Genomic DNA, 23,576 nt, shown 5'->3' on the forward strand with positions numbered 1-23,576 from the left:
CTTTAATAACTATAGTAGTTATATTGATTCTCATTCATGTTAATTTCTGGAATAGTGTTGCTTACTGGTGGTGTTTCAGGTGCTGCAGGCTCTTCTTCATTAAAAACTACACGATAGACTTTCCAACTTTTTTTACTAGAACCTCCGTACATTTTTTCAAACTTGGCAAAACCAAAAGGTTCATATTGTTCCAACAAGCGACGGCTAACAATATATTTTACATTCAATTTTTTTACAGTTTTATAATTTATATTAACTGTCAAAGAATCTCGATTGGTTAATTTATAAGAAGTTTTTTCAGCAGTAAGATACGCACTAACATGTGCATATCGGTTATAAATTTTTTCATTTTTCCCTTTAGAATCCACGATATCCCACATTTCCATATCTGGATAAAAGCGTACACTATTTAAGGTGTGGACGCCCAACGCTGGAACAAAATTGTAAATTGATCCTTCTGATAACCACAAAGCATTGGGATCTTCTTGTTTAATTTTTAAAATTGCCTTAGCCAATTTACTCTCATAGATAGTATCGGTGCCTTTTACTATTGGGTTTACAAAAAAACCAGAAGCTACGGTCACAGCAATTAGTATAGGAGCTAACACTTTCATATTTTTACTTAAAATCAACCAAGTAACGAGTCCAAAAACTAAAACGGATATAATCATTTCCGGAATACTTAAATACCAATTGATATAAGAAGGATAAATTGTAGCAAAGCTTAACAACACTAATAAAAGAACTGTCAATGATCGAAGATAAATATTTAACTGCCGACTATCTAAAATCACACTAATAAACCAAAAAGTTATTAGCATTGATACAAAAGAAAAAGTTAACAATGCGCGATTGACCGGTACGTATGACAACAAAGTTAGTTCCGCTAAACCCTTTGGCAAGCCTACAGATATCCAAAAAAGAATAAAGAGAGCTGTAACAACTAAACTGGTTCCTAAATAGTTTTCCCGTCTAAATCTTTTTTTACGATAAAATATCGGTAGTAAAAAGATTGCAACAAAAAATAAATTATAGAACCGCGCTGCTTCAACTTGATTTCCGAAATTAATCGTTTTGAAAGGGAGTTTCCAATTGGTTAGAAACATAAATAATTGGAAGAAATCTAAATTGCCGCCAGTAGAAACACGGTGGCCTGGATATGTTGTGTTAAGTGTTGCTTCCAACGCTTCTTTTGACGTGCTATAAAAGTACAGCAGTACACCACCAACGATAGTTATAAAAAGAGCTACACTGATAGCTATAAAAATTGGATCTCTTAGTTCCTTTTTAAACTGTAAAATGACAGCAACTAACCAAAAAATCAACATATACGCGAAAATTACTTGATGCGCTGGAAAAATTACTAGGACAAATCCGATAGCACAAATACTACCCAATAGAACCATTAATAATTTTAGCCAACGTTTGGTCCATGGCGCAAAAAAGTAATAGACTGCCACCATAATTGCTATAGTAAAGAAAACCAAATCGCCTACATGTTGCATAAACCACCATTGAACAGCTGGTGCAAAGGTGATCATAAAACTACCTAAAGCAGACAGACCTTTTTTTCTTTTCGTTAAAATCATTAATAATTCGAAACTCAGCAAAAATAGCGCAATTAATTTAAAACCCCAATAAAATGATAATCCTCTATCCCTTCCTAAAAAAAAGAAGCCCCAGTTAAATGGTTTACCAATTGCTGTAATATCTTTAACCGGTGAATTATAAGCAATCACCATATTTTGGCCACTAAGTCCATAATTATCATTATTTAACGGATAATCCGCTTCCGCCTGAGATAAGTAGAAAGGTGTTTGAACCATCCATTCATCTGAACGCGCGCCGCGACTTTTACCAAAAATAATATCACTTGTTTTTTCATTGGAATCTTCAGACAAAATTTTATTCCATTCATTGATGGAACTACCATTTAAATTTAAAGAAACAATCAAAATGAGCAGTAATAGACCAATGACAAATCGTCCTTTAATTAAAATATTACCAATATTGGTAAAGTTATTTGTTCTGATTTTATTTTTTTTTCGACTTTTTCGTCTCGATCGATGCTGTACTTCTGCTTCCATTGACTTCCTCCAAAAAAATTAAAAAATAACGAAATGTTAACTTTGCAAAAGAAAAGCGTCCTTTAATTAGATGTTTCATTACACGTAATAATAACTGCTTGGAATAAGTTTTAGCAAGCTTTGTTTGATATTTAGAAAAATATTTAGTTTCTGCGTTAAGAATACTCTGATAACGAACAAGCGAGACTTGCTGATAATTAAGAACAGATAAGTCATGTTGCAAATCGGTATCAATAATTTCTATTTCTTTTCCTTCTGCAAAAATTTCCCATGATAACCAGTGATCTAAATAATCTAGAGGAAATTCTTCATTATAACCATTAATCTCTTTTAAAAATTCCACTTTAACTGCCGTACCAGAATTTATTACCATAATATTTTGAAGATAAATTTGATTTGGTGCAATTTTTTTTTCCTTTAATGGTCTTAAAGTATTACTGCTTACCGGTGAAATTTGTTGCTCTCCATTCTGAATAATTGGAGCTATCGCGACAATCGTATCAGATACTTGCTTTTGATTTTCAATCATTAAAGCTAAATATTCTGCAGTCACTACGGTATCTTGATCAAAAGTTATCAGCCAATCAATTTTATCTTTGGAAAAATTCAGAGCATAATTATAAGCTTTTGCCAGCCCAACATTCTCTTCGCTATGCATGTATGTAAATTGAGCCGGTAAATCATTAGGACAATAAGTTTTTGGACTATTATCAAATAAAATAATTTCCGCTAACTCAGGATAGGATTTTTTTGAGAGAAGATGTTTTAAACTATTAACCGTAGTTGATTCTTGATAAGTAACACCATATAAAACAACTACAATATTAAACATCTTCTCACCTCTTTTTTACTTATTATTTCCTTCTAAAGCAATGAACTGTGACAGAGCTTCTTGCCAAGTCGGAATCTTAAAACCTAACGCTTCAGCTTTACTTAAATCCATAACAGAATATTGTGGACGAGTCGCTTTTTGAGGATATTCTGCCGATGTGACTGGTTGTACATCTACGTCAGTATCTTTTAAAATTTCTTTCGCAAATTCATACCATGAACAGCTATTTTCGTTAGATAAATGATAAACACCGTAATCAGCATGTTTTTCAATAACAAAATGCATGAATTCAGCCAATGTTCTAGTCCACGTCGGACGGCCGAATTGATCATTCACAACCGTTAATTTGTCATGGGTTTCAGCTAATTTTTGCATGGTGAAAATAAAATTGTGTCCATATAAACCAAACACCCAAGAAGTTCGAATAATGTAATATTTATCCATAATTTCTTGAACAGCTTGTTCACCTAATAATTTTGTTCGACCATATTCGCTTAGTGGATTTTTGGCATCATCTTCTTTATACATACCATCTTTTTTCTTACCATCAAAAACGTAGTCCGTTGAAATATAGACCAATGTTGCATCTACAGCTTTTGCTGCTTCAGCTACATTACGGGTACCCTCGACATTAATTTTTTCATCTAGTTCTTTGCCTTCTTCTTCAGCTTTATCCACTGCTGTGTAGGCAGCACAATGATAAATTAATTCAGGTTTTAAATCGCTGATATATTTTAAAGTGCCCTCTTTGTCTGTAATATCTAAATCATGAGCATCCGTAGAAATGTAATCAACATTTTTTTCATCCAATAATTTTCTTAATTCAGTACCTAATTGGCCATGGCCTCCAGTAATTAAAATCATTTTCAATTCTCCTCTCAAAAAAAGGCAGGAAATCCCGCCCTCAGCAAAACGTTCATTTATTATTGACCATTTTTTGCATAACTGTTTTCAACAGCTTCTTTTTCTGCAATCCACCAGTCTTTATTGTCTGTGTACCATTGAATCGTATCTTTTAGGCCACTCTCAAAATTCGTAAATTCTGGTTGCCAGCCTAATTCTTCTCTTAATTTTGTTGAATCAATCGCATAACGTAAATCATGTCCCGCACGATCTGTAACGTGATCATAAGCATCTTTTGGTTGACTCATTGCAGTCAAAATCATTTCCATCACTGTTTTATTATCCTCTTCGCCATCAGCACCGATTAAATAAGTCTCACCAATTTCTCCTTTTGTCAGGATTGTCCAAACAGCTGAAGAGTGGTCGTTTGTATGGATCCAATCACGAACATTTTTACCTTCACCATAAAGTTTGGGTTTAATTCCCATTAAAACATTGGTAATTTGACGAGGAATAAACTTCTCAATATGTTGGTAAGGACCATAATTATTTGAACAATTTGAAATCGTTGCTTGTAATCCAAACGAGCGAACCCATGCGCGTACTAATAAGTCTGAGCCAGCTTTAGTTGATGAATACGGACTAGATGGATTATATGGCGTTTTATCAGTGAATTTTTCACCCTCACCTTCACCATGTCCTGGTAAATCTTCTCTTAATGGTAAATCTCCATAAACTTCATCTGTTGATACGTGATGGTAGCGAACATTGTATTTCCGGCAAGCTTCTAATAATACATACGTCCCAATTAAATTGGTTTGCACAAAAGGAAATGGATCTTTTAATGAATTATCATTGTGAGATTCCGCTGCGTAATGGACAACTGCATCAGTTTTAGCCACCAATTGATCTACCAACTCAAAGTCAGCAATATCACCAACAACTAATTCAACACGATCTTTCGGTAAGCCAGCCAAATTGGCTTCATTACCTGCATAAGTCAATTTATCCAAAACAGTCACGTGAACATCTGGATGATTTTTTACCACATAATGTACAAAGTTTGAGCCAATAAAACCAGCACCACCAGTAACAATAATGTTTTTCATAATTTTCTCCTTAAATTTCACCATAGATGAAAGGATTTTCTGATTCAAATTCTTTCAATGTTGGGTGTTTTTGATCTTTTTCTGAAGTGATTGCTTTATCAATATCAATCGGCCAGTCAATTCCTAATTCAGGATCATTAAAAGCGATTCCACCATCGGCTGCTGCATCATAATAATTATCACATTTATACAAGAAATTCACATTCGGCGTCAAGGTAGCAAATCCATGGGCAAAGCCACGAGGAACTAACAATTGACGATGATTATGTTCAGATAAAATATACCCTTCTGATTTACCGTAAGTTGGACTCCCTTTACGAATGTCCACAATCACATCTAAAACAGCACCAGTAACAACTCGAATTAATTTGGTTTGAGCAGATTGTCCTTTTTGAAAATGCAATCCGCGAACCACACCTGCTTCTGTTGATAAAGAGTGATTATCTTGAATAAAATCAAAATCAATACCTGCTGCTTTGAAATCTTCAGCTGAGTAACTTTCGGTAAAGAAACCACGATGATCACCAAACACAGCTGGCTCAACGATTAAAACGTCTGTTAAATTAGTTTTTGTTACTTTAATTTTTCCCATGATTAACCCTCTTCTGCTAAACGTAACATATATTGTCCATACTGATTTTTTTTCAATGGTTGTGCTAATTTAATTAATTGTTCACGACTGATATAACCCATCCGGTAAGAAATTTCTTCCAAACAAGCCACTTTTAAATTTTGTCGTTTTTCAATGGTTGAAATAAAAGTAGATGCCTCTAATAATGATTCATGGGTTCCAGTATCTAACCAAGCAAAACCACGACTCATCACCTCGACAGATAATTTGTTGCGTTTTAAATATTCCTTATTCACATCAGTAATTTCTAATTCACCACGAGGAGATGGTTTAATATTTTTTGCAATTTCTATGACATCATTGTCATAAAAATATAAACCAGTCACTGCATAATTTGATTTGGGTTCTTCAGGTTTCTCTTCAATTGAGATTGCCTGCATATCAGCATCAAATTCAACTACTCCAAAACGTTCTGGATCGTTCACATGATAACCAAAAACAGTAGCACCTTCAGTCAGCTCAGCTGACCGTTGTAACATTCTAGATAAGCCATCACCATAATAAATATTGTCTCCTAGAACTAGACAAACACTGTCATCACCGATGAACCCTTCACCAATAATGAAGGCTTGTGCCAAACCATCTGGGCTTTCTTGAACAGCATATGAAAGATTGATTCCTAATTCATTGCCATCACCGAATAAATCTTCAAATCTCGGTGTATCTTGTGGCGTTGAGATAATCAAAATATCTTTTATTCCTGCTAACATTAAAGTGGACATTGGATAATAAATCATTGGTTTATCATAAACCGGCATTAGTTGTTTTGAAGTTGCTTTAGTTAATGGATACAAGCGTGTACCGCTTCCGCCTGCTAAAATAATTCCTTTCATCGAAACGCTCCTAACTTTTTTCTGTAATACATACTCTGCAATTATACACGATTTCCTTATCGAAACAGATATATTAATGATTTTTTTTAAATTCTCTTATTCTTTGTCTAACTAATTTTAGTGCTTGCCAACGCCAGATAAATTGTTGCTTTTTATTCGCTGTCGTTTTAATTTCAGAAACATTAAAATCATGGCGACGATAATAAACCAATTTTTCTGGAATAAATTGAACCCCTTTTTGACTATCTGCTAATAAACCGATCCACATGTCATGCATTGGGACATCCGCAGGTATTGGTAAAATCAATTGGGTTAAGCTTTTACGAAAAGCCATCCCCGCACCAATATAGCTGCTTCGAATCAGATTTGCCCAAAAGCCATTTTTGGTATGACGCATTTTTTGATAACTACTGATTACCTCGTTAAAATCATTATCGACAATCATTAAATCTGAAATAATGACTGTCTTGTCTGGTGCTTTTGCGAAGTACTCCTTTGTAACTGCAACTTTTTCAGTTGCCCAAACATCATCTTGATCAGATAAAAAGATCAGTTCATTTTGGCTGCGAGAGATAGCATTCTCAAAATTTTTAGTCAATCCTTTTTGTGGGTTCAAATGAAGCTGAATTCTCGTGTCTTCTTGTTGTCGCTTTGTTAAATAATCCCAAGTACCATCTGTTGAATGATCATCAGAAATAATTAACTCGTCAGTTTCGGCTAATTGAGGAAGAATACTATTTAATTGTGCTTCTATAAAGTGAATGCCATTATAGGTTGCCATACAAACAGAAATTGAAAAATCTTTTTTGTTCATGTGGTATCTCCTTTAAAAAAATTTCCAGCCCCACTTGCCAAAGTATTTTCCCATGGAGGACATAAAAATACGAAATAATTTCCGACTTTTGACAGCTCCTCTTTCATAGAGATGCGTGACAGTATAGCGAGGGGTATATAATATTTTATAATTCATTGCCTCCATTTTTCGGCATAGATCATTGTCTTCAAAATACATGAAATAACGCTCATCGAAACCTGATACCTCTTGAAACTTGGTTAAATCAACCACCATAAAACTACCTGAGATCATCCGCACATAGCTATCATGATCATCAGGCAAATCGCGACATTCAAAACGATGTAAACGCCTCTGAAAGATTTTTTTGATAAATTTGAAAGGAATAAAGCGTAGCATAAAATCAAAAACATCGAGACGATTGCGTATTAAATATTGCGTAGTACCATCTTGATTCAATATTTTTGGCGCTACCATAGCTAATTCTTTTTCACTTTTTAACAGATCCACTAAAGCTGACAGATTATTTTCTTCAATAATAATGTCTGGATTAAAAATAATTGCTGTACCATTTTCTGTCATCAAATTGCGGTTATGCCCAAAGCCAAAGCCTTTGTTTTCCGGATAAAAATCAATTGAAATAAAAGGATAGGTTAAATACTTGCTTAATTTTTTTTTGTATTCTTCATTAGATCCATTATCGAAAATTTTAATGTGTAAATTTGTAGAGCCCATCTTTTCTATTAAGGAGTCTAAACTTAGAAATATTTTATCACTGTTATGGGTGACGATGCTCACAGTCGCCAAGGGTTGGTCATACATCTTCATTTGTATTCCTCTGCTTATTTTTTAAAATATTTATTGATGACTTTTACACGATAATCTTTGTTACCAAAAAAATGAAAGGTCTTTGTAATAAAACTGTATTTAGGACTGATTAGACCAATTAGTTCCAATAAGAAAGCAATCGCAAACCCCATCACAACAATTAAAACAACAGTACCTACACCACTCATATAATTAATCAAAAGTGCAGTAAAAGAAAACAGAACTGCAATTGCATAAATTGTCAGTACTGCACCCCGATGTGTAAAACCTAAGTCTAATAAGCGATGATGCAAATGCTGTTTATCAGCAGCTGAAATTGGCATGTTTTTGGCTTTTCTGCGAACCATTGCAAAAAATGTATCGGTTACTGGCACACCTAAAATCATTAATGGTGTAACCAAAGTAATGAACGTAACATTTTTTAGACCTTCTAGTGATAAAACAGCAATCATAAAACCTAAAAAAAGCGCTCCCGTATCACCTAGATAAATCTTTGCAGGATGAAAATTATAAGGAAAAAAACCTATGATGCTAGCTACTAAACAAAATATAGCTAACGAAATAAAAGTTGTCGATTCATGTAAAAAGAAATAACCAATGACACCAATTGTCGTCAAACCAATAATTGAAACACCTGATGCCAATCCGTCTAAACCATCAATTAAATTCACTGCATTAGTAATACCAAATATCCAGAAAATAGTGACGGGTAGGCTGAGCCAGCCCAAATTAATATGGCCTAAAATAGGTATGGTAAAAAAATTAAAACGAATATCTGCTACAAAATAAATCACTAACGCCGCTAATAAAATGCCCAGACTTTTTTGCCGTGGTGACAATTCAAAGCGGTCATCCAACAGTCCAGTGATGACAATAATTAAGCCACCTAGTAAAATCGGTACAATATAGGACGCTGGTATAAAATTTTTAAATAAAACTAAAGTTGAAATCATAAAGGTAATAAAAATCGGCAAGCCGCCCCCACTAGGCATTGGGACTTTATTAATCCTTCGAGCATTTGGTTTATCCACCATACCTGTCTGTACCGAAATAATTTTAAAAATCGGAGTCAGTATTAGTGCAATTAAAAAAGTTAAAAAATAACGAATAATAATTCCCAATGAAATGAACATTTTGCCACCTACCTTTTTTCTCAAAAATCATTATATCTCAATAATAAGTCAATACAAGGAAGTTTCTATTATTTATTTTTATTTTTTAGATAATCTAAAAACTTCTTAAAACGATTACTGCCCTTTTGAACTTGTTTTCCCGTGTGTAGTTCTTCAAATGTGACGTTTAAGATGCCACCCAAAATGACAATTGCTGCAGCTAAATTTAACCAGAGCATTAACACGATGAAGGACCCAATGATTTGATACCCAGAAACACTGCGGGCAAAAGTTCTAGCATATAATCCAAACCCCTGAGCTAAAATAAGCCATCCAACGGTTGCAAAAATGGTTCCTGGAATCGTATAGCGAATTCTCACTTTTGCATTGGGAATGACACTGTAGATTACACTAATAATTACAAGCAATCCTAATGATGTAATTGGCCATCGTAACGTCAAGAAGGTTTCAATATACTCTTTTGGAAATTGTAAAAGCGGTTGTAATAAATCTAGTAGCACCTGTCCGACACTGAAAAACAAGGCTACGGCAATAATCGCCATCATCAATATACCAACCATTCCGACAGAAACAATCCGACTAATTACAAAATTCCCACGATCTTCTACACCATAGGCACGATTCAAGGCTGTCTGCATTGCATTAATTCCTTTTGATGAAGACCATAATGCAGCTATAACGGAAATAGATAACAAACCTCCAGAATTATTAGACAACAAACCTTCGATTGCTGGTCGTAAAAACTGATAAATTGTCAATGGGATAACTTCTTTTAAATAAGGTAACACAGTACTAGGAGTGATATTTAAATAAGGTAATAAATTGCCTACCACAATTAAAAGTGGAAAAAAAGACAGCAACAAATAATAGGCGACCACAACTGATCGATCGCCTATTTCAGCATCTGCTACATGCTTTTGGAAAGAAGTAATAAATTTTTTCAACTCATTCTTTTTTTCATTTTCATCTAACGCCATGTTATATCCTCGTTATTATTAATAAGTACCTTCTTCTCCTTGAGAAGTTAGTATTCTTGGTCCTTGTTTAGTAATCGCTAAAGTATGCTCATACTGACAACTCCAAGAACCATCTCTTGTATAGGCAGTCCAACCATTCGGATCCATTTTCATTTGCCATTCACCAACGTTAATCATTGGTTCTATTGTAATAACCATACCTTCTTTTAAGCGCAAACCTTTCCCAGCTTCGCCATAATGAGGAATCGCTGGTTCTTCATGGATCGTTGGACCAATACCGTGACCAACAAAATCTCTAACAACAGAAAAACCTTCGCCTTCTGCGTAAGTTTGAATAGCATGACCGATATCACCGATTCGATTACCAACTTGAGCTTGTTCGATACCTAAATACAAAGATTTTTTAGTAACATCCATTAATTTTTGAATCACAGGATTTGCTTCACCCACAACGTAAGACCAGCATGAATCAGACATAGCCCCTTTATATTCAACACACATATCAACTTTTAATAGATCACCAGTTTTTAAAGTTTTTTTCCGTGGAAATCCATGGCAAATTTCATCATTAATACTAATACAAGTGGCATATTCATAACCTTCAAATCCGATCTGAGCAGCAATTGCACCTCGATCTTCAATAAATTTTTTTACAAATACTTCAATATCCCAGCTACTAATACCTGGTTTAATAAAATTTCTTAAGTGACGATGAACATCCGCTAAAATTTCGCCCGATTCGTCCATCATTTCAATTTCTCTTGCTGATTTTAATGTAATCATTACTGTCTCGTCTCCTTTTTCACTGTCTCATTTTAACATAACCAATAAAGCGGGACAAACCGAAAGAAATTCCCACAACAAAAGTTATCTTTTATTTACACCACCCTTTCTGCTTGCTATAATTTTAATAGATCGTTCCTTAAGGAGGAAGTTATCATATGACCGTTGCAAAAATTGTTTTTGCTAGTTTAACAGGGAATACTGAAGAAATTGCTGATGTTGTTGCCGAAACCCTTGAAGACCTTGCGATTGAGGTTGAAATGGAAGAGGTCGGCGCTGTCGAGGCCGAAGACTTTGAATCCGCTGACATCTGTATCGTCGCCACTTACACTTACAGCGAAGGCGACTTGCCAGAAGAAATGAAAGACTTTTATGAGGAATTGCAAGAATTAGATTTAACTGGAAAAATATATGGTGTCGTGGGTTCTGGCGATACTTTTTATGAAAATTTTGCTACTAGTGTGAACCGTTTTGAAGAGGCTTTTGAAAAAACTGGTGCAATAAAGGGTGCTGATTTTGTTAAAGTCGATACAAACGCCGAAGAAGAAGATATTCAAAACCTAGAAGCTTTTGCCAAAAAAATTGCCGCAGTGGCGAATTAATCTATAAAATTGGAGGAATTAAAAATGGTTTTATCTTATTTTGATGAATTGCTAAAAAAATACGCACGTTTAATTACAAAAGTCGGCGTAAATGTTCAGAAAGGAGATACAGTGATTGTTTATGCTAGTGTTGACCAGGCACCCTTAGCCCGACTAGTCACAAAAAATGCCTATGCACTTGGTGCCGATGAAGTCCAAGTTCAATGGAACGATGACACCATCCAGAGAGAATTTTTAACCCATGCTAGTGCTGAAAAAATTGCGACGATTCCAGATTATAAAAAGGCTGAAGCAGATGATTTTGCCGAAAAACGTGTCACACGTATCAGTATTATCTCTCAAGATCCCGATGCGTTAGCTGGAGTAGATAATAGTAGAGTCGCAACTTATCAAGCGGCACGTGGGAAAGCTCTACAATCAGTCATGCAAGCAACGCAATCGAATAAATTACGCTGGACGGTTGTTGCTGCGGCAAGTCCTGCATGGGCAAAAAAAGTCTTTCCAAATATTGAGGGTCAAGAAGCGCAAGTGGATGCATTATGGGATGAAATTTTCAAAACAACTCGAATTTACAGTGACGATCCTGTTGCAGCGTGGCAAGAACACGACCAAACAATGCGAAACCAAGCAGAAAAATTAAACAAAGAGCAGTTCTCTGCCCTTCACTACACAGCACCAGGAACGGATATTGTGATTGGTTTACCGAAAAATCATATCTGGGAAGGGGCCGGTTCGTTTGCGGCAGACGGTAAAGAATTTATGGCAAACATGCCAACAGAAGAAGTCTTTACCGCTCCAGATAAAAATCGAATTGATGGTTACATTACTAGTACAAAACCATTAAGCTATGCTGGTAACACTTTAAACAATATGAAATTTACTTTCAAAGCTGGTAAAGTTGTTGATTTTTCAGCTGAAAGTGGTGAAGAAGTTCTTAAATCGTTACTAGAAATTGAAGGAGCCGATTCTCTAGGCGAGGTTGCCTTAGTCCCAGATCCGTCACCAATTTCTCAATCTGGTATTACATTCTACAATACTTTATTTGATGAAAATGCTTCAAACCATTTAGCACTAGGTGCTGCTTATCCATTTAGTGTCAAAGATGGTACTGAAATGTCTGAAGAAGAATTAAATCAAGCTGGTTTAAATAGTAGTCAAACCCATGTAGACTTTATGGTTGGCTCGGCAGAAATGTCAATTGATGGCATTCGCGAAGACGGCTCATTGGTCCCTATTTTTAGAAACGGCGACTGGGCTTAATTATTTAAAATATTGGAAGTGTTGTTCAAAGTAAGTCAATCGGTATTAGTTTTTATCAATAAGAAAAGCTGATCAATGTAATTAATTTTACATTGATCAGCTTTTTAATTGATTTGCTCTAAAGCAGCGGCAGGGACTTCTGCTTGATTGACTTCTTGATAAGTCTCCACGTGAGCGCCTTTGTTGGTTAATTTTAAATAACGATTTTCTTTTAGTGTCGACAAGCCGTTAAAGGAAATCTGTCTGGTTTTTCCATTTGAGTCAGCAGCTAATTGTTGATAACTGGCCGTTCCATATTCATTCACAGTATCTGGAGCTTTAGTTTTAACATAAACTTCTCCTTTTTGAACTAATGGATTTAATTGGTCAAAGATAGCTGCTGCTTCATTTGAACTTCCTTTAGTAAAAAACACACCACCTACACAAACTAAAAACATTATAACGACCAGTGACAATATACCTTTAATAAATTTCATTTATTTTCCTCCTCCGATAAGAATAATTTACCTGAGTTGAATCATTAATTATTCCGTCTTAAGTCTCAATTTTTACTTACAGCTTTGTCACTTTAAAGATTACTTATGTTATAGTAATAAGAAAAAATTGGAGGTTTAGGATGAAGTTATATCGAGAAGTTGATATATTAAACAATAAAAAAGCCATTATTCTGTTGAATATCGGCTCTATTCTTTTATTTTTTATTATAGGTACACTTTTTTTGATCCTTACAAGCTTTATCAGTCAACGACAAAGTCTATCTAGCGAGATTTCTTTTCCGATGCTTTTGTTTGCTCTAGTGTTGCTTTTTCTTTGTTTAGTCCTCCATGAAGCGATTCACGGTTTGTTTTTTAAAATGTTTCAGCCACAAGGAAAAGTCAATTTCGGTTTTAAAAATGGGATGGCTTATGCTACCAGTCCTGGCTCTTTTTATTCACGAAAACAATTTTTTATTATTGCCATCTCTCCATTTATTATTGTTTCTCTTTTATTGGTAGTTGCCTTTGCTTTAAATATGCTATCTTTATTTGTCTTTCTATTTTTAGCCACCATCCATGGTAGCGGCTGTATCGGTGATTTTTATTATATTGTTTTGATTTTAAAAGCACCAAAAGGAAGTTTAATTGAAGATACACCTATTGGAATTAGTTTCTATAAATAAAAAAGAGTTGAATTGAGTTTTCTCACTCAATTCAACTCTTTTTACGTCCTCGGCCGGAATTGAACCGGCGACCTATCGCTTAGGAGGCGATTGCTCTATCCTGCTGAGCTACGAGAACAACTGCTTTTTATTTTAGCCATTTCAACTAATTAAAGCAAGTTGGTTAACAATTATTTTTGACCTTTTTTCTTTTTTTTAGTTTTTTCAATTTTTTCAGGTCTTTCTAAAACAAGACCACCACCATGAACGAAAACCTCTGTGAAGTCCACTCCCAATTGTTTTTTTATTTTTCGCAAATCACTTTCTTCATGGGAAGCGATTAAAGAAATGACCATGCCGCTTTGACCCATTCGACCCACACGACCTGAACGATGTAAATAACTTTCCTTAGTGATTGGAAAATCGGCATTCACAACGATTGCTAATCCGGAAATATCCAATCCACGACTACCAACATCGGTAGTTAACAATCCATTTATTTGATGTTTTTTAAAAGCCGCCAAAGCATCTTTTCTGGCGGTCTTAAATTGATCAGAAGCTAAACTAGCAATTGGTAATTTGTGGAACAACAATTTTTCTTCAGCAACGCCTAACTCACTGACTTGATTAAAGAAAATCAAGCCCCAAAATTCAGGCATATTTAATAAACGTCTTAAGACATCAACTTTTTTTCGTTGATTGGTTGTAATAAAGTAATGAGCAACTTCACCTTGACTATCATCTATTTTGGTTACGTCAATAATCTTTACTTCATCATCAAGCTGTTGAATTTCTTCAACAACCGCTTGTGCCGTGGCTGAAAAATAAAGACGTTGCACTTGGTTGTCACTAGCTTTCAGAATATTTTTAATCAATTGTAAGCTTTGGCCCGTTAATAATTGATCGACTTCATCAAAGACGATAGTTTTAAAATTTTGGGTTTTAAGTTTACGGCTCTGAATTAATTCATAGACACGACCGGGCGTCCCAACCAATAATTCAGGTTTTTTCTTCAACGCTTCTTGCTGACGTTTAACATTGGCGCCACCAATTAAGCTTTGGACTTTCATACCTGAACCAACTAACCATTCTCGGGCAACATTGACAACTTGCATCGCCAATTCTTGAGATGAAGTCAGAATTAACACTTGCCCCATTTTGCCATTTTCTAACTGGTTCATTAACGGCAATAAATAAGCTAAGGTTTTTCCGCTACCAGTTGGTGCAATGCCAATAATATTTTCACCACTTGTGATTGGTTCAAACACAGCTGCTTGAATCTTTACTGGTTGATCAAAACCAGCTTGTTCCCAATTTGTTTGTAAAAAATCTTTTAATTCCATAATTCCCTCTATTTCTGATCAGCATCAAAGACGATGCCGGCACTTTTTCGTAAATCGTATAATACTTGGTTAACATTTCGAGCCAGTTCAACCCATTCTTGATACAATTCACCCAATTCAACATCTTTAGGATGATTCATAATTTTGGCAAAATCTAACGCTTCTTCAATCATTGGATTTTCCAGTGATTGGAGCGTAATTTCTTCAACAGATTTATCGTGACGATGGAAAGTTGCTTGATTAATTGAATTAATTGCATTTAAGACCAGTGTTCCCTCATCCAAATAAATTTCTGATTTTTGATAGCTATCACTAATTTTTCCAGTTCGAATCGATACATCAAACGTCTCATAACGTAAAATTGCAAAACCAATTCCATCCACATCAGTAGCAATTTTTTGACTAAAATAATGACTTTCTCTCGGCATACCAAACCATGCAATAGCTGCATAAATCGGATAAACACCCAAATCCATCACTGCACCACCAGAAAAATGAGGTGAGAAAATATTTGGTTCTTCTCCAGCTAAGACTAAATCATAGCGAGAAGAGTATTTCATAAAACTTAAATCAGCCCCGATTATGTGGTCATTATCAGGCAATCGTTTAGTAATAGCTTTGAAGGATTCTTCATGAATATTTCTTGCTGCTTCAAAAAAGAAGACGCGCTTTTGATTAGCTAAATGAACCAATTCTTCAAATTCGGTTGGATTGGAAAAAGCGGGCTTTTCGACAATGACATTTTTCCCCGCCAAAACTGCTTGCTTTGCTTGGGGAAAATGCAAACTATTCGGTGAAGCAATATAAACAGTATCAATAGCTAAATTAAAGAACGTGGTCAGATCATCAGCATATTCAATCTTTCCAGCATACTTTTCGCCAAATTTTTTTGCTGTTTCTAATTCTCTTGAATACACTGCTTTTAAGTGATATTTTTTTGATTCCAAAGCTGCCTCTACAAATTGATCTGTAATCCAATTCGTACCAATAATACCTAGTTTAATCATATTCATCCGCCTTTCATTAATTGGGATCATTAAAATTCTGATATAAATTAAATGGAACCTCGTGATCAACCTCAATTGTATCAGGACTTACTTGGCAATTATACGCCAAAACAACTACCCCATTTTCTTGTGCTTGAGCCATCGTTTCCGCTAATGCCGGCTGCATCTCACGATGAATTGTTGCAACTGTTACTTTTGGAAATTGGACAATAAAAAGTAGATAACTGGAGTAACCTGCGACTTTTGCATGTATCAATTCATTGACATGTTTTAGCCCTCGTATCGTTGGTGCATCTGGAAAGGCACCGATTCCTTGATTTTCCAAGGTCATTCCTTTAACTTCTACAAAGCCTTTTTCAGCTTGATCAGTTTCAAAATAAATATCGAATTTACTTTGTTGGTAACGATACTCTCGTTTTAATAAAGTAATATTTCCTTTTAAACCGGGTAATTTTATTTGCCTATTCAAAATCGCTTCAGCTGCTAATGCATTAGGAATTTGTGAATCAATATTAATCCACATTTCCTCTTTCTTTACCGCAACTAAGTCATAATCAGTTTTCCGAGTTGCGGCTGGTTGATAGTTTAAAGCCACCAGTGCATCTACTAAGAAAACTTCCTTGCCACGTCCAGTATTTTTTACATGGGCAACGACGATTTCTCCAGTTTCAATTAAACGACAATGAGCAATGAACCGATTGGGGCGATCAATAAAGTAAGCCAATTGAATATTTGAATATTGCAAGCTTTCTCATTCCTTTAACAACAAACTCCTGCTTAAGTCTGATGGTCATTTTTTTTATTTTACGGTATAGTATTGATAAAGATTTTTGAAAGGAGTTCCTGACATGCGTAACCGTTGGCCATTATTTCTCTCGGCTTCTTTGGCTGCTATTTTTTTAGGAAAAAAAGTTTTGAAAAAAGAACCGCAAAGTGCACCTAATCTAAGCGATATTTCCGGTACTTATACCGGCACTTGGCAATTTTCCAATCCAAAAGAACAGACCCAACACGAGCTGACAATTTATCCTGACTTCTCTATCAAAATTGATGGACGAGACTTAAAATATCAAATGATTGAGTTAACTGCGGAAAAATTTGCGATGCAGGATCCTTTAGGCTACCACCTCGTTATTTCAACTAATGATGGTCAACCCGCTGCCATTTATGATGAGGCCGATGACATTACTTTACCTATTATACCCTTAAAAGAAAACTAAAGGCAAAAAAGCCGAAACGAATTTTTACTTTTCGTTTCGGCTTTTTTTTATTGATAAACTAATGTGCGTAACATTTGATCTACTTGTTCAGCTGCTTTACGACCTTCACGAATGGCCCAGATAACTAGGCTTGGCCCTCGTTTAGCATCGCCGGCAGCATATACTCGTTCATTATCGGTTGTATAATCTTCGTATACTTCATGAACATCAAAACCTTCTAATAATCGTTGTTCTGGTCCAGTAAAGCCCATTGCTAATAAAACTAAATCTGCTTTCATCACTTGTTCAGTACCAGCAATTGGTTGGAATCGATTATCTACTTCAGTTGTTTCAATCGCAATGACTTGACCGCGTTCAGCGCCAATAAAAGCAGTAGTTGAAGTCGCATAATAAGTTAATTGACCTTCTCCTGTAGCCAAAGCTTCTTCTTGACCGTAACCTGTTCGATCGGTCATTGGATACTCTGGCCAAGGGTTATTATCCACTCTTTCAGCTGGTAATTTGGGGGTGATTTCCAATTGTTTAACAGAAGCTGCCCCTTGACGAATGGCTGAAGCGATACAGTCATTTCCAGTATCACCACCACCAATAACAATTACGTGTTTACCTGCCAATTTTTTACTGGTTGCATCTTTGCCATATTTTAAAACATCTTTTGTCACTTCTGATAAGTAATCTACAGCAAATTCAATCCCTTTTAATTGACGACCGTCTGCTGGTAAGTCTCGAGGAACTGTTGCACCACTAGTTATAATGACACGATCAAAAGCTGTTTGTAAATCCTCTGGGCTAATGTCGACACCCACTTCAGTATTTACCTCAAATTTAATACCGCAATCTTCCATTACTTGGATCCGTCTATTCACAACGTCTTTATCCAATTTCATATTAGGAATCCCATACATTAATAATCCGCCAGGTCGATCATTTCTTTCAAAAACAGTCACTTGATGACCCAATTGGTTTAAACGCCAAGCCGCTGATAATCCTGCTGGCCCAGAGCCTACGATAGCCACTTTAAAATTAGTACGATTTTCTGGTTTTCCAGTCGCTTCTACCCAACCATTTTCAAAAGCGGTATCAATAATAAATCGTTCATTGTCATGAATTGCCACACCTGAACCATTTAAACCTTCAGTACAAGATTTTTCACAAGGAGCTGGACAGACACGCCCAGTCATTTCTGGAATAGGATTGGTTGCTACTAAACGTTCAAATGCTTTTTTAAACTCACCGCGGAAAACCAAATCATTCCACTCAGGAATTAAATTATCATTGGGGCAACCTGAAACTGCACGTTTACCGCCATAAAACACACCGGTATGACAAAATGGAATACCGCAATTCATACAACGAGCTGCTTGTTCTTTTCGCTCTTCAGTGCTAAGAGGGACTTGTAATTCTTCCCAATCAGTAATTCGTTCATCTACTGGGCGATAAGGATTATCTTTTCTTGGATACTTTAAAAAGCCAAATGGATCTGCCATAATTATTGCCCCTTTCCAGCCGGTGCTGTTTGCTCACCGACAACTTCCACGAAGGCTTTTTCTAGTAACTCATCACCACTTAAGCCTGTTTTTGCTAATTGTTCTGTTACATCGATCATTTCATGATATTCTCGAGGATAAACTTTCACAAAATGTTGTTTTTGATTATCCCAATCATTTAATAATTCTGCCGCTTTCAAGGAATCAGTATAGGCCAAATGATTTTGAATTATTTCTTTTAAGATACTATCATCGCCAGATTCATCTAATTTGTATAAATCCACCATTTCCATATTACATTTACCAGGGAACACATTATCTGGATCATAAATGTAAGCTACGCCACCAGACATACCTGCGGCAAAATTACGTCCAGTTGAGCCTAATATCACCGCGACTCCGCCAGTCATATATTCACACCCATGTTCGCCAACACCTTCAACCACAACATTTGCACCAGAATTTCTAACACAGAAACGTTCTCCGGCACGACCACGGAAAAAAGCTTCTCCACGATTGGCACCAAAACAAGCCACATTTCCAACGATTTGAGAATGCTCTACATCATAACCGGCATCAGCTGGTGGAACAATAATCAAACGTCCTCCACTCAATCCTTTAGCAACATAATCATTAGCTTCACCAATTAATTTCAGCTCCATTCCTTGTGTAATAAATGAAGCGAAACTTTGACCGGCAATGCCATGATAAGTATATTTTAATTGTCCCGGTGTTAATTCATAATTACCAAATCGTTCAGCAATCCAGCCACCCATTCTTGCTCCGACTGTCCGACTGACATTATTAATTGCTTGTTCAACTTCAACAACCTCACCATTTTCAATTGCCGCTGTTGCAAAGCTATCCAATTCTTTCCATTGACGTTTTTCTTTAAAAGGATCTTCAACTTTCCGTTCAATCCCAACAGATGTCGATAGCATCCGAGAAAAATCAAGTGATTTTGCTTTACCCTTAGCAACAAAACGTGGTTGCAATACTTCTGTATGACCAATCATTTCATCAATACTTCTGAAGCCTAATTCTGCCATGATTTCTCTTAAATCTTCTGCTAAAAACATCATCATATTGATAACATGTTCTGGCTTACCAACAAAGAATTTTCGTAATGCCGGATTTTGGGTAGCCACCCCGACAGGACAAGTATTTAATGAACAAACCCTCATCATGACGCAACCAATTGAAACCAATGCCAAAGAGGCAAAACTATATTCTTCTGCTCCTAACAAAATTGCCATCGCAATATCGCGGCCAGTCATCAACTTGCCATCAGTTTCTAAAGTCATTCTTTGACGTAAATTATTCATAGCTAACGTCTGATGCGCTTCCGCCAAGCCCATTTCCCAAGGCAGGCCTGCATCACGAACAGAATTTCTTGGAGAAGCACCGGTTCCACCATCATAACCAGAAATAACTACGATATCTGCGCCAGCTTTCACCACACCAGTAGCAATTGTGCCGACACCAGTGCTAGAAACCAATTTCACATTAATTTTTGCGTAAGGATTAATTGTTTTTAAATCATGAATCAACTGTGCTAAATCCTCAATTGAATAAATATCGTGATGAGGTGGTGGTGAAATTAAACGTACTCCTGGCGTTGATCCGCGGATTTCAGCTACCCAAGGAAAGACTTTATTCCCTGGTAATTGACCACCCTCACCCGGTTTTGCACCTTGGGCCATTTTTATCTGTAATTCTTCGGCACTCATTAAATATTCTGCATTCACACCAAAACGTCCAGAAGCAACTTGTTTAATTTTTGAATTAAAATTGCGACCATCGGCTGTTGGTTTAAAACGATTACGATTTTCGCCACCTTCACCACTGTTTGATTTTGCGCCAATCGCGTTCATCGCTTCAGCTAAACATTTATGGGCTTCTTCACTTAATGAACCATACGACATCGCACCAACTTTAAAACGTTTCACAATATTTTTCGCTGGTTCAACCTCAGATAATTTTACGGCTGGACGAGTAGAATTGAATTCCCACATTGAACGTAATGTCGTAGGTGTTTCAATACTAGTATCATCCATTTCTTTCGTATACTCTTTAAATAATTGATAATCTCCTGCACGAACTGCTTTTTGGAAATTATAAATTGTTGTTGGATTGTATAAATGATGCTCGCCATCTGCTTTATATTGGAATGATCCGCCAGAAGGTAAAAAATCAGCTTGCTTCACACCATATGCTGCTTCATGGCGTTTTAGATATTCAGCTTCAATTTGATTTAATGATAAGCCACCCAAACGGCTAGCTGTTCCAGTGAAATAAACATCTGTCACTGACGGTGAAATACCTACTGCTTCAAATAACTGTGCGCCATGGTAACCAGCAATCGTTGAGATTCCCATCCGAGACATCACTTTTACGATACCTTTTTCGCAGGCCTTACGATATTTTTCTGCATTTTGTGCTAAATCAAAATCGTGTAAAGTAGCATAAGCCCCATACGGATGAACTGCCGAAGCACCATAACCAATCAATGTAGCAAAATGATGGACTTCACTAACTTCTGCCGCATCGACAACTAGACTTGTTTGTGATCCTTTACCACGCCGAACTAAATGATTGTGTAAGCCTGAAACAGCTAATAAGATCGGTATTGCCATTTTTTCTGGTGCAGTTTCTCGATCACTTAACACAATAATTGTAGCACCATCATCCACCGCAGCTTCCGCTTTTTTAAACATTTGATCTAAGGCATCTTCTAGATCACTTTCCTTAATCGAATAAGTGGTGGAGACAATCACTGTTCGTTGACCATCTTCATTTAAAGTGGTTATTTTTTGGAAATCTTCTGTTGATAAAACGGGACTTTCAATTTTTAATTTACGGCAATTTGCAGCTGTATCAATTTTCACATCGCTATCACAACCAAGAAACATTTCAGTTCCGATAACCAGTTGTTCACGAATCGCATCAATCGGTGGATTTGTTACTTGAGCAAATTGTTGTTTAAAATAAGTAAATAAGGATTGAGGCTTTTCACTTAAAATGGCTAATGGAGAATCAAAGCCCATTGAAATAACTGGCTCTTCACCATTCTCAGCCATCGGCACAATTAAACCGCGAATAATATCGTCAGTGTAGCCATTTAATTTCCACAGTCTTTGTAATTCTTTTTCATCCATTTGATTTGTTGGGACTTCATCTGTCGAAAGATCAGAAATTTCTAAACGATTTTCTGTCAACCAAGTGCTATAATCATTTTTTTCAGCATAGTGGGCTTTTATCTCGTCGTTACGCAAAAATTTTCCGTTAACGGTATCCACTAGAATCATGTTTGCTGGTCCTAAAACACCTTTTTCAATTATGTTTGAAGGTTCAAAATCAATTACGCCAGATTCTGAAGCCACTTGGACATACCCATCTTTAGTAAACAAATAACGAGAAGGTCTTAAACCATTTCTATCTAAAAAGGCACCAACAGTTTCTCCATCAGTAAAACATAAAGCAGCTGGACCATCCCATGGTGCCATGAAACTCGCATTATATTCATTAAAGGCTGTTAATTCTTCACTTAAATTTGCTTCTTTTGACCACGCTTCTGGAACCATCATTAATAACGCTTGAGGAATATCACGACCATTACGGTACAAATATTCCATACAGTTTTCTAACTTCGCTGAGTCAGAATCTTCTTCATTATATACTTCTATTCCGTGGCTCTTCATCCAATTTTCTGCGCCTCGTAAGGTATTGATTTCTCCGTTATGAGCTAAGAAGCGGAAAGGCTGTGCCCGATCCCAGCTGGGAAAAGTATTGGTTGAAAATCGTGAATGAACGACTGCTATACTTGCTTCATAATCAGCTTCTTTTAAATCATTGTAAAAAATACCTACTTGATAAGCATGTAGCATTCCTTTATGAACGATTGTTTTAGCAGATAATGAACAGATTGCTAATTCATCATGATTAAAAGTTTTTTCTAGCTGGCGACGAATCGTGTATAATTTATCTTCAAAGATTCGTCCTGCAGGAACATCTAACGGTCTTTTAATGAAGACTTCCACAAAGCTAGGCATTACTTTTTGCGCGCCAGGACCGCAATTTTCATACTGAAAAGGGACATCTCTCTGCCAGATTACTGGATAACCAGCTTCTTGAATATCTTTTACAAGAGCTTGTAGTAAACCATCTTTTTGTTTAGGCTCTTGAGGTAAAAAGAACATTCCCACGGCGTAATCGCCAATTTTTGGAAGAGATACGCCAGCATCATTTGCTACTCTGCGGAAAAATCTGTCAGGAATTGTTGACAAGATCCCAGCACCATCACCAGTATCTGGCTCAGCGCCTGTCCCACCACGATGGTTCATTCGTTCCAACATCGTTAATGCGTGTTCGACTAATTCATGAGAGGCTTTCCCCTCGATTTGGGCAATAAAACCCATTCCACAGGCATCTTTTTCAAAAGATGGATCATACATGGTTTGTGTTTTAGCAATTTGCTGACTTAACATTAGACACCAATCCTTATTATTTTTTGAAAATTCTCATTTCTTTTTAATATACTACCTTTTTTATAATATTTAGGCAATACTTGATCGTAAAATATTTTAATCGACAAGTACCTTAATTACTATTTTAGTTCTGATTTTTGGAAATAAAACCCTTTTTTTGATAGAATTTATATGATATTCTAA

General features: G+C 36.0%; 21 protein-coding genes and 1 tRNA gene. 4 read left to right on the plus strand and 18 right to left on the minus strand.

Going from position 1 to position 23,576, the window contains the following annotated elements; all coding sequences use genetic code 11:
• Positions 1–2 precede the first annotated feature (2 nt).
• From ACVWNY_RS08480 to map, 11 genes are all read right to left on the minus strand, one after another.
• The gene (locus ACVWNY_RS08480) at positions 3–2,087 is read right to left on the minus strand and encodes a DUF7657 domain-containing protein (protein WP_218324917.1); all 2,085 of its coding nucleotides are present in this window, start codon (positions 2,085–2,087) and stop codon (positions 3–5) included.
• Positions 2,035–2,919 (minus strand): glycosyltransferase, encoded by an 885-nt coding sequence (locus ACVWNY_RS08485; RefSeq protein WP_218324916.1) that lies wholly within the window; start codon positions 2,917–2,919, stop codon positions 2,035–2,037. The genes ACVWNY_RS08480 and ACVWNY_RS08485 overlap by 53 nt, the downstream gene beginning before the upstream one ends.
• A gap of 15 nt (positions 2,920–2,934) precedes the next feature.
• Positions 2,935–3,783 carry a dTDP-4-dehydrorhamnose reductase gene (rfbD, locus tag ACVWNY_RS08490; RefSeq protein WP_454071224.1) on the minus strand — a complete coding sequence of 283 codons (849 nt, stop codon included), beginning with the start codon at positions 3,781–3,783 and terminating at the stop codon, positions 2,935–2,937.
• A 59-nt stretch (positions 3,784–3,842) separates the two neighbouring features.
• Complete coding sequence (rfbB, locus tag ACVWNY_RS08495; protein ID WP_454071225.1) at positions 3,843–4,871, minus strand: dTDP-glucose 4,6-dehydratase; 1,029 nt, start codon at positions 4,869–4,871, stop codon at positions 3,843–3,845.
• Positions 4,872–4,881: 10 nt separating this feature from the next.
• Positions 4,882–5,454 carry a dTDP-4-dehydrorhamnose 3,5-epimerase gene (gene rfbC / locus ACVWNY_RS08500; RefSeq protein ID WP_218325433.1) on the minus strand — a complete coding sequence of 191 codons (573 nt, stop codon included), beginning with the start codon at positions 5,452–5,454 and terminating at the stop codon, positions 4,882–4,884.
• A gap of 11 nt (positions 5,455–5,465) precedes the next feature.
• Complete coding sequence (gene rfbA, locus ACVWNY_RS08505) at positions 5,466–6,335, minus strand: glucose-1-phosphate thymidylyltransferase RfbA (protein ID WP_454071226.1); 870 nt, start codon at positions 6,333–6,335, stop codon at positions 5,466–5,468.
• 73 nt (positions 6,336–6,408) lie between these two features.
• Positions 6,409–7,149: a glycosyltransferase gene (locus ACVWNY_RS08510; protein WP_438719765.1), complete on the minus strand. Its 741-nt coding sequence runs from the start codon at positions 7,147–7,149 to the stop codon at positions 6,409–6,411.
• Positions 7,150–7,161: 12 nt separating this feature from the next.
• On the minus strand, positions 7,162–7,956 hold the full coding sequence (locus ACVWNY_RS08515) for a glycosyltransferase family protein (RefSeq protein WP_218324911.1): 795 nt from the start codon (positions 7,954–7,956) through the stop codon (positions 7,162–7,164).
• A gap of 14 nt (positions 7,957–7,970) precedes the next feature.
• On the minus strand, positions 7,971–9,089 hold the full coding sequence (locus ACVWNY_RS08520) for a glycosyltransferase family 4 protein (RefSeq protein WP_438719764.1): 1,119 nt from the start codon (positions 9,087–9,089) through the stop codon (positions 7,971–7,973).
• 68 nt (positions 9,090–9,157) lie between these two features.
• A complete protein-coding gene (locus ACVWNY_RS08525) occupies positions 9,158–10,066 on the minus strand; it encodes a YihY/virulence factor BrkB family protein (RefSeq protein WP_218324909.1) in 909 nt (302 codons plus the stop codon).
• Between the two features lie 18 nt (positions 10,067–10,084).
• Positions 10,085–10,849 carry a type I methionyl aminopeptidase gene (gene map / locus ACVWNY_RS08530; protein WP_218324908.1) on the minus strand — a complete coding sequence of 255 codons (765 nt, stop codon included), beginning with the start codon at positions 10,847–10,849 and terminating at the stop codon, positions 10,085–10,087.
• Positions 10,850–11,007: 158 nt separating this feature from the next.
• Here map and ACVWNY_RS08535 point away from each other — a divergent pair, with 158 nt between their 5' ends.
• Complete coding sequence (locus ACVWNY_RS08535) at positions 11,008–11,451, plus strand: flavodoxin (protein WP_438719763.1); 444 nt, start codon at positions 11,008–11,010, stop codon at positions 11,449–11,451.
• 24 nt (positions 11,452–11,475) lie between these two features.
• Positions 11,476–12,711 carry an aminopeptidase gene (locus ACVWNY_RS08540; protein ID WP_454071227.1) on the plus strand — a complete coding sequence of 412 codons (1,236 nt, stop codon included), beginning with the start codon at positions 11,476–11,478 and terminating at the stop codon, positions 12,709–12,711.
• Positions 12,712–12,815: 104 nt separating this feature from the next.
• Here ACVWNY_RS08540 and ACVWNY_RS08545 read toward each other — a convergent pair whose 3' ends face one another.
• The gene (locus ACVWNY_RS08545; protein WP_454071228.1) at positions 12,816–13,187 is read right to left on the minus strand and encodes a YxeA family protein; all 372 of its coding nucleotides are present in this window, start codon (positions 13,185–13,187) and stop codon (positions 12,816–12,818) included.
• A gap of 140 nt (positions 13,188–13,327) precedes the next feature.
• Between ACVWNY_RS08545 and ACVWNY_RS08550 the strand changes: the two genes are divergently transcribed.
• The gene (locus ACVWNY_RS08550) at positions 13,328–13,870 is read left to right on the plus strand and encodes a DUF3267 domain-containing protein (protein ID WP_454071229.1); all 543 of its coding nucleotides are present in this window, start codon (positions 13,328–13,330) and stop codon (positions 13,868–13,870) included.
• A gap of 44 nt (positions 13,871–13,914) precedes the next feature.
• Here ACVWNY_RS08550 and ACVWNY_RS08555 read toward each other — a convergent pair.
• The 4 genes from ACVWNY_RS08555 to sfsA all read right to left on the minus strand — a co-directional run bounded on the left by ACVWNY_RS08555 (position 13,915) and on the right by sfsA (position 16,944).
• A tRNA-Arg gene (locus ACVWNY_RS08555) sits at positions 13,915–13,988 on the minus strand.
• Positions 13,989–14,040: 52 nt separating this feature from the next.
• Positions 14,041–15,192, minus strand: a complete 1,152-nt coding sequence (locus ACVWNY_RS08560) for a DEAD/DEAH box helicase (protein WP_454071230.1) — start codon at positions 15,190–15,192, stop codon at positions 14,041–14,043.
• Between the two features lie 8 nt (positions 15,193–15,200).
• Positions 15,201–16,199: a Gfo/Idh/MocA family protein gene (locus tag ACVWNY_RS08565; RefSeq protein ID WP_454071231.1), complete on the minus strand. Its 999-nt coding sequence runs from the start codon at positions 16,197–16,199 to the stop codon at positions 15,201–15,203.
• Between the two features lie 16 nt (positions 16,200–16,215).
• Positions 16,216–16,944 (minus strand): DNA/RNA nuclease SfsA, encoded by a 729-nt coding sequence (sfsA, locus tag ACVWNY_RS08570; RefSeq protein WP_454071232.1) that lies wholly within the window; start codon positions 16,942–16,944, stop codon positions 16,216–16,218.
• A 103-nt stretch (positions 16,945–17,047) separates the two neighbouring features.
• On the opposite strand from sfsA, the gene ACVWNY_RS08575 reads away from it, so the two are divergent.
• On the plus strand, positions 17,048–17,419 hold the full coding sequence (locus ACVWNY_RS08575; protein ID WP_438719760.1) for a DUF4828 domain-containing protein: 372 nt from the start codon (positions 17,048–17,050) through the stop codon (positions 17,417–17,419).
• 47 nt (positions 17,420–17,466) lie between these two features.
• Here the strand turns inward: ACVWNY_RS08575 and ACVWNY_RS08580 are convergent, their stop codons facing one another.
• Positions 17,467–18,906, minus strand: a complete 1,440-nt coding sequence (locus ACVWNY_RS08580) for a glutamate synthase subunit beta (RefSeq protein ID WP_454071233.1) — start codon at positions 18,904–18,906, stop codon at positions 17,467–17,469.
• Between the two features lie 2 nt (positions 18,907–18,908).
• Positions 18,909–23,393 carry a glutamate synthase large subunit gene (gene gltB, locus ACVWNY_RS08585; RefSeq protein WP_454071234.1) on the minus strand — a complete coding sequence of 1,495 codons (4,485 nt, stop codon included), beginning with the start codon at positions 23,391–23,393 and terminating at the stop codon, positions 18,909–18,911.
• Positions 23,394–23,576 lie beyond the last annotated feature (183 nt).

It is taken from the genome of Enterococcus sp. JNUCC 77 (genome assembly GCF_054819945.1).